8 protein-coding genes are annotated in these 7568 nt (G+C 63.7%); 1 reads left to right on the top strand and 7 read right to left on the bottom strand.

Annotation, left to right across the window (positions count from 1 at the left end; all coding sequences use genetic code 11):
• Positions 1 to 190: 190 nt before the first annotated feature.
• From KBI52_RS03000 to KBI52_RS02975, 6 genes are all read right to left on the bottom strand, one after another.
• Positions 191 to 415 carry a hypothetical protein gene (locus tag KBI52_RS03000; protein ID WP_210805214.1) on the bottom strand — a complete coding sequence of 75 codons (225 nt, stop codon included), beginning with the start codon at positions 413 to 415 and terminating at the stop codon, positions 191 to 193.
• Positions 416 to 450: 35 nt separating this feature from the next.
• Entirely contained in the window at positions 451 to 954 is a 504-nt protein-coding gene (locus KBI52_RS02995) for a peptide deformylase (RefSeq protein WP_210805212.1), read from the bottom strand.
• Between the two features lie 40 nt (positions 955 to 994).
• Complete coding sequence (locus KBI52_RS02990; RefSeq protein ID WP_210805209.1) at positions 995 to 1390, bottom strand: VOC family protein; 396 nt, start codon at positions 1388 to 1390, stop codon at positions 995 to 997.
• Between the two features lie 492 nt (positions 1391 to 1882).
• A complete protein-coding gene (locus tag KBI52_RS02985) occupies positions 1883 to 2923 on the bottom strand; it encodes a hypothetical protein (protein ID WP_173945481.1) in 1041 nt (346 codons plus the stop codon).
• Positions 2923 to 5832 (bottom strand): penicillin-binding protein 1A, encoded by a 2910-nt coding sequence (locus tag KBI52_RS02980; RefSeq protein WP_371823103.1) that lies wholly within the window; start codon positions 5830 to 5832, stop codon positions 2923 to 2925. The genes KBI52_RS02985 and KBI52_RS02980 overlap by 1 nt, the downstream gene beginning before the upstream one ends.
• Positions 5833 to 6018: 186 nt before the next feature.
• The gene (locus KBI52_RS02975; RefSeq protein WP_210805207.1) at positions 6019 to 6777 is read right to left on the bottom strand and encodes an SDR family oxidoreductase; all 759 of its coding nucleotides are present in this window, start codon (positions 6775 to 6777) and stop codon (positions 6019 to 6021) included.
• Between the two features lie 197 nt (positions 6778 to 6974).
• Here KBI52_RS02975 and KBI52_RS02970 point away from each other — a divergent pair, with 197 nt between their 5' ends.
• Positions 6975 to 7394 (top strand): DUF1236 domain-containing protein, encoded by a 420-nt coding sequence (locus tag KBI52_RS02970; protein WP_173945479.1) that lies wholly within the window; start codon positions 6975 to 6977, stop codon positions 7392 to 7394.
• Positions 7395 to 7469: 75 nt separating this feature from the next.
• On the opposite strand, the gene KBI52_RS33880 is transcribed toward KBI52_RS02970, so the two are convergent.
• The coding region (locus KBI52_RS33880) for a DNA translocase FtsK (RefSeq protein ID WP_210805216.1) at positions 7470 to 7568 on the bottom strand (99 nt) is incomplete at its 5' end.

Below are 7568 nucleotides of genomic sequence, written 5' to 3'. Positions count from 1 at the left end.
GGCTCGAACCCGCGACCTCCGGCGTGACAGGCCGGCACTCTAACCGACTGAGCTACGCCCGCGCATTTCCTCGCATCGCGCGCTCGAAGGAAGCGTTTTTCGCGATGGAGGCGCGCAAGTACCGGTGAATAAGCGCAGTGTCAAATGATGTTTGGGTTATCCCCAGAACATCCTCCGCCGGAGCAGGAACCTAGTCTCTCGTACTGATCGAGAAGACCTCGTGCCCAGCGCCGTTCAGAACCCGCACGGCCTCCACCTCTGAGTCGCGCGACTGCGGGCGTCGCGCCAGAGAAAACACCTTCAAGGCCCGCTCCTTCGCCTTTTCGAGGGAATCGGTGCGCACCATGATGCGGCGGATGATTCCCCCGCCCGCCTCTTCAGACGCGATGGTTTCGATACGATAGATCTCGAACAAGACTTTCAAACTCCACTCTCAGAGCAACTCCACCATCACACCCTGATGCGCTGGAGCTTCTCGAACCGCTTGATCAGACGGTCCCGCTTCAATTTCGACAGACGGTCGATCCAGAAGATGCCGTCGAGCTGATCGATTTCATGCTGGAGGCAGACCGCCATCAGGCCCTCCGCCTCCTCCTCCCGTTCCGAACCATCGAGGCCCCTGTAGCGCACCCGAACCCGGGCGTGACGCTCGAGTTCATCGGTCACTCCCGGCATGGAGACGCTGCCCTCCACATGCCGTACGCGGTCTGGAGAAGCCCATGTGATGTCGGGATCGATATAAATGTGCGGTTCGCGATCAGATTCCAGCTGAATGACCACGAGCCGCGCGGGAACCCCCACATGTGGCGCCGTGATGCCGATGCCGGGGGCGGCATGCATCGTCTCCGTCAGATCCCGGGCGAGCTCCCGCACCGTCTCGTCGACCATGCCGACCGGTTGCGCCTTCTGGCGCAGCCGGGGATCGGGAAAACGGACGATGGGACGAACGGCCACGTGATACCTCTTGAAGGCGGGGCGATGGAAAATTTTCCGACTACTTGTAGCGCCCGCCGCGCTGCAGCACCTCGATCTTGTATCCGTCCGGGTCCTGCACGAAAAAGAACCGGGCCGGAGGATTGCCCTCGAGCTTCAGCTCCTTCAGCGAGGTGGGAGCGAGCCCGAGCGACTCGAACCGGGCATGCTCCGCCTCCAGATCGTCCACGGAGAAGGCCAGGTGCCCATACCCGTCGCCGAGCGAATAGGGCTCCGTCCGGTCGTGATTGATCGTCAGCTCCAGTTCGAATTCTCCGTGCTCGTTGCTCAGATAGACGAGCGTGAAGCTCTCGAAAGCCAGGCGCTCCGCCACCTTCAGTCCGAATGCCTTGTCGTAGAACATCAGGGAGCGCTGTTCGTCGAGCACGCGGATCATGGAGTGAATGGCCTTGGCCATGGAACGACACCTCTTCGGCATGAGCCAACCGCCGGCTCGGCGGGTGCGACAGGGACGGGTAGGACGCTCCGGGAGATAACAGTGCAGGACGGGGAACGGAAGGGTGCCCTTGCTCCACAGAGCCGCACCTGCCATGAGCCCCAACAAAAAGCCTTCCCTGGGTGAACCAGGGAAGGCAAGTTCGGGAGGAAGAAACGCTGACTGCTGGCCTCCAACAATGCGCGGGACCGTTTGTTACCCGCCTGCGGCGTTCCACCACATCCTTTGCCGGTAACCGACAGGACCAATGGGCGGTCGGATCATGGCGCAATCAAGGAAAATTGATGCCTGCCAAGCTTCGATTTCGACATTTCCCAAGGAACATTGATCAAGCTAAACGCTTGGTTTCGTACGGAGGCACCATTCCCCGCAACCCCTTGTCGCCTCCGCACACTCAGCAGCCCCGTTCAGCCTGCTTGGAACGGGGCTTTTTCATGGGGTCTGCACCTCGACCTATCGGTCGAACTGCTCGGCAAGAGCGCGGATGCGGTTGCGGACATAGTCGGGAAGTCCGGCGCTGATGGAGTTCCCGGAGTTGAACGAGCTCTTGCCCATGAGCACCTGGGCAGGGATAAGGTTCCGCAGCACGGGAACGTTCTCGAACTCCTTCTTGCGCTCCAGAACGTCGGTTTCCACCGCGAGGGTCATGAACATAGTCGCCACGGTCTTACCGGCATCGGCCGGCGAAGGCTGCAGGACCGTCAGCAGCTTCCCGAACTGCATGACCTGGTTGACGTGGAAGATCGTTTGCTCCAGCACCCCAGCGACGGGAGCATCCAGGCCAGTGAGCCTGGCAAAGCCGCTCCGTTCGATCTCGTCCTGGGCAAGGGTGCGGATCTCCGTCTGGAACTCCATGAACTCCGAGATCTTCTTGCCGCCCTCTTCGAGCTTGTTGGCGAGCCTGATCCCGACCGGCAGCTTGCCCTCCAACGGATAGCGGGATTCGATGCAGAGGCTGCGCTCGGCTTCGCACCAGCGGCGTCCGGGGTGGCGGCTGTAGGCGTATTGCGGATCGGCCTGCGGGGCAGCCTGATCCACCGTGATGCGGCGATGCTTGATGGAGGGGTCGATCTTTTCGAGCACGTCGAGCTGGGTGTAGCGCCCGAGATCGATGGCGCCGGGTGCCTTGCCGATCAGAAACCGTGCCTCCACCACATACATGTGGAGCTTCTCGGTATAGGATTTCGCAATACCGTGGACCGAGACCCTGATGACCGGCTCCACATAGTCGGGAAAGGGGCTCAAGAGCTGCTTCTGGAGCGGCCTCTCGCGTGCCCAGTCCTCGAACCGGATCAGTCCCGTGCCAGGATCTGCCAGCTTGTCGTCGCGATGATCGCTGAACAAGATGGTCTTGGTCTTTAGCCTTGCCGGCGCGACCGACGTTACGGACGGCACTTCGTCGATCTTGAACTCTTGAGCCCGCAGGGCTCCGGCGGAGGCCAAAAGTGCGGCGAAGGCGGCCAGCATCCGTCCGAAAGGCTTCGTCGATGTCATCAGTAAACCTGTCCGTTGCGCCAGAAATAATCCGGATCCACACGCCGTGGCCGCCGGGGAGCCTCGTCTTCCCACCACCAGCGGAAACCCCGCTCAGGCTCGGCCTGGCGGCGTGACGGAAGGCTCTGCCGCAAGCTGTCGAGCCAGCCGGGGCCCTGCGCATACGGGCCCTCTTCGGGGTACTCAGGCCCGCCATTCGCCTCTCCGTCGCTCCACGGATCGGGATGACGGAACGCATAGACCTCCGACTGCGGCACCAGGCGGAACTGCGTCTCGCTCAACCGGCCGAACCAGCTCAGCCGGAAGTACTCCGTGAAGCCCCGCCCCTGCCCGTCTGTCAGCCGGTCGCCTGTGTTCAGATCGATCGGCAGAGCGATGAGCTGCTTGGCCGCCTGAGGCGATGGCGGGCTGAGCGGGGTCTTCGGCGCATGATGATCCCATGCGGCCTGAAGGATGGACTGGAAGATGGGAGCCGCCACCTTGCCGCCGGTCTGTCCGCGCCCGAGGGTCCGCCGCTTGCCGTCGGCATTGTCGTGCCCCACCCAGACCGCGATGGTGACGTCGTTCGTGAAGCCGACGAACCAGGCATCGTTCTCATCGTCAGAGGTTCCGGTCTTTCCCGCCGCGTAGGGCGCAAGCGCCTTCAGGGAGCGGGCCGTTCCGCGCTCCAGCACGCCTTGCAGCATGGTTTTGAGCTGGAAGAAGGAGGCCGGATCGGCGGAGCCGAGCCGGACAAGCGAATTGGCCTTACGGCTGTAGACATTGCGCCCGTTCTCCTCCACGGACTCGATGACATGGGGCACCGGCATGGCGCCCTCATTGGCCACGGCCGCGTAGAACGCGGCGAGATCAATCATCCGCACCGGCTGTGCACCAAGAACGAACGGGTAATGCGGCGTGCATTCGAGGTAGAGCTGCGCCTCGAGGGCAAGTTCGCAGACCCGTTTCAGGCTCTGCTCCGGAGAGGATTCAATGCCGCCGTCGAGCAGGCGCGCGGTCACCAGATTCTTCGAGTTTTCGAGTGCACGGCGCAGGGTGATGATGCCGGAGCGCCCGCCGTCGAAGTTCTTGGGGCTCCACGAATCGCCGCGAGCGGTGGCATCCCCGCCCACGGGGGGCAGCGTCACCGGGGCATCCCAGATCAGCGTATTGGGCTGCAGACCTTTCGACAGCGCAGCGAGATAAGTCAGTGGCTTGAAGGCGGAGCCCGGCTGGCGCTGTGCCTGCGTTGTCCGGTTGAGCTGGCTCAACGGATAGGAGAAGCCGCCGGCCATCGCGAGGATGCGGCCGGTCTTGTTCTCCAGGACGACCGCTCCGCCTTGCACCGCCGGCGGAGTCCGAAGATCGGCGCGAACGGCGCCTTTGCCCTTTTGCTCGATGACCTGAACGCGCACCACGTCATGGAGCTTGAGATCGCGACGGGCCGCCTCCCAGGCGTTCAGCGACAGAATGCGCCCGTCCGCCAGACCGACGCGCAGAACATTGGCGCCCGTCTTCCGGTCCTTCCCCTTCTCGACCACGACAGCCGCGGGCCATTGGACGTCGTAAAGCGGCAGTCGCACCGCGCCCAGCGCCCGCCTCCAGGCAGGTGCCGTGTCCGGAACGCCTTCGAGCGACCTGATGGCCCCGGCGAGGTTCGCCTCGGCCCCCTGGTAGCGCTGCCGCCCGATGCTCAGTTCATATCGGGCGAGTCCCTCCTGCAAGGCTGCCTCGGTGGCCCGCTGTAGGGCCGGGTTGAGGGTGGTTCGCACCGTGTAACCGCCCGCGCTCAGGTTCTCGATGTCGGCGAGCGTGCGGGCGTCCCGGCTGACATGATCGACGAAGTAGAAGCCCGATGTGCGCTTGATGCGCTCGAAGGATACCCTCGACGGCAGGGCCGCGACGGCCTGCTGAACCTGATCGGCCTTCAAAAATCCGTCGTCCTGCATGCGGCTGAGCACGTAAGCCATGCGCTCCTGAGCGCGGTCAGGCTTCATATCGGGATTGTAATAGTTCGGCCCTTTCGCGAGACCGGCGAGCAGAGCTCCCTCGGAGACGGACAGCGCCCGGGCGCTCTTCCCGAAATAGCTCCGCGCCGCCATCTCGATGCCCCATGACGAGCGGCCGAGATAGATCGAGTTGAGATAGATCTCGAGGATCTCCGCCTTGCTGAGCACGCGCTCGATGCGCGAGGCAACGATCATTTCCCGCATCTTGCGATCGTAGGTCACATCGTCGCCGACGAGCAGGTTCTTGGCCACCTGCTGAGTGATCGTCGAACCGCCGGCCGGCCGGCCCGGGTTGGCGAGATTGCCCACGAAGGCGCGGATCACACCGCGTTCATCCACCCCTTTGTGCTGATAGAAGCGCTTGTCCTCGGCCGAGACGAAAGCCTGCTGGACGCTTTTCGGGATCTCCGACAGGGATACCCAGACGCGTCGGTGGTCTGGCTCGTAGACCTCGGCGAATCGCTTGCCGTCGCCATCCAGGATGACGCTCACTCCGGGGAGCTTGAGGTTTTTCAGCTTTCCGGCGTCCGGGAGCCCGGCGACCGCCGCATTGTAGGTGGAGATCACCTCGGCGAGATCGACCGGGGAAGGATCGACCTTCTCGTTCTTGCAGAATTGGCGATAACTTGCGTGGAGGTCGTTGAAGCTCAAGCCCTGCAACACCTTCATCTCGCCCGCGATGGCCTGGGGATCGTCCATGGCGGTGGCGATGAGATCGTCGAGGTTGATGTCCTCGATGTCGAAGGCCCGGCGCATATGAGCGCAGCCGTCCTTGAGGATCTGCGAGACCTGCTCCTGATCCCGCGCGGGATCGAAGCTCGTCCTGACCGTGTCCGGATCGGCGAGGACCTGGCTCAGGGTCAGGGCGGTTGCAAAGATCTTGACGAGGATCGCGCTCATTCCACCGCCGTCATCGGACAATCAATCTCCCGTGCGAAGCGACCGGCACGACCGTTCAGGCCGCGCCCTGCTGCCGGTTCGAATCCTGCCCGGGACAAGCTGAATGGGAACCGTACGGCGCGCCGGATGTGGGCTGCGCCATCCTGGTCAGATGGGGCGGTCGAGCTTACTTCCCAGGTGAACCCGCCCCCTTCACGGCAATGTGTCTCACCCCCGTCCGACGAACGGCATCTTCGTCGCCATGACGGTCATGGTGAGCACGTTGGCGTCCAGCGGCAGTCCGGCCATGTAGACCACGGCGTCCGCCACATGCTTGGGATCGATCCTCGGCTCGGGGGCGAGCGTTCCGTTCGGCTGGAGCACGCCTTCGGTCATTCGGGCCGTCATGTCGGTGGCGGCGTTCCCGATATCGATCTGCCCGCAGGCGATGTCGTAGGCCCGGCCGTCGAGGGACGTGGACTTCGTCAGGCCCAGAACGGCATGCTTGGTGGCCGTATAGGGAGCCGATAGGGGGCGCGGGGCATAGGCCGAGACGGAACCGTTGTTGATGATCCGTCCACCCCGTGGGGTCTGGCTCTTCATGATCCGGAAGGCTTCCTGAGTGCACAGGAAAGTTCCGGTCAGGTTGGTCGCCACCACCTGTTGCCACTGCTCGAACGGGATGTCCTCGAGTGGAACGGCCGGAGACCCCATTCCGGCATTGTTGACCAGAACGTCGACTCGCCCGAAGGCCTGCTTGGCGGCGGCGAAGAGAGCCGCCACGGAGGCCGGGTTCGTCACGTCGGTCCGCACCAGAAGCGTGGAGGCGCTCGCGCCGGCGATTTCACGCTGTGCGGCTTCCAACGCTTCGCGGCGGCGTCCGGCCATCACGACGCTGTAGCCGGAGTTCAGGAGCCCTGCGCTGATTGCCCTGCCCACTCCCGTTCCCGCCCCGGTCACGATCGCAACCTTGGAACGTTCCACCATCCTATCCTCCCGACCCGTGCTTTGCCTCTGCCATGAGAGATGCATCTGAGGACCGGAACAGCAAGGACAAAAGCCGAGCCTGCACACACCTTTCGACCACGGAGCGCACCTGTTGGGCCAGGAAGCCTGTTGGGCCAGGGAGGGAACCGGCCAAGCTTTCCCGCGTTCGCATGGTGCTAACCGGAAAGGAATCCGCCATGCGCAATCACGTCCTACATTCGGCTGCCATCCTGACTCTTCTGGCTCTTCCGCTGGCCGCTTGCCAGAGCAGCACTGAAACCGGCGCCGCGACGGGCGCTGCAGGCGGAGCCGTGACCGGCGCGGTCATCGGCGGGCCGGTCGGGGCCGTGGTCGGCGGCGTCGCCGGAGCCGCCGTGGGGGGCGTTATCTCGGCTGAGGAATCGACCAGGGTCCGCACCTATGTGGTGGCCCAGCGCCGCCCGACGATGCGAGTCACCGAGGAAGTGGTCGTGGGCCAGCCGCTGCCGCCGCGCGTGCGGCTCTATGATGTTCCCCCGAGCGTCGGCCTTCGGGACAGTTACAGCTACACGATCGTGAACGACAGGACCGTGCTGGTCGATCCGCAGACCCGGACGGTCGTGCAGGTCATCCAGTAGTCCGAAGGCAAGCCCGCACAAGAAAAAGGCGGCTCGTGAGAGCCGCCTTCCGATCTTCGTCGCCGGATCGGGCGATCAATCGTCGATGTCGAGATGATTGATCAAGATCTCGCGTTTACCGGCGTGGTTGGCGGGTCCGACGATGCCCTCGTTTTCCATGCGCTCCATGAGCGA

The organism is Microvirga sp. HBU67558, from assembly GCF_018069605.1.
In the GTDB taxonomy this organism is placed as follows: Bacteria; Pseudomonadota; Alphaproteobacteria; order Rhizobiales; family Beijerinckiaceae; genus Microvirga; species Microvirga terrae.
Note: the sequence above shows the minus strand (reverse complement) of the source record. Positions and strands in the feature narration are given on the sequence as shown.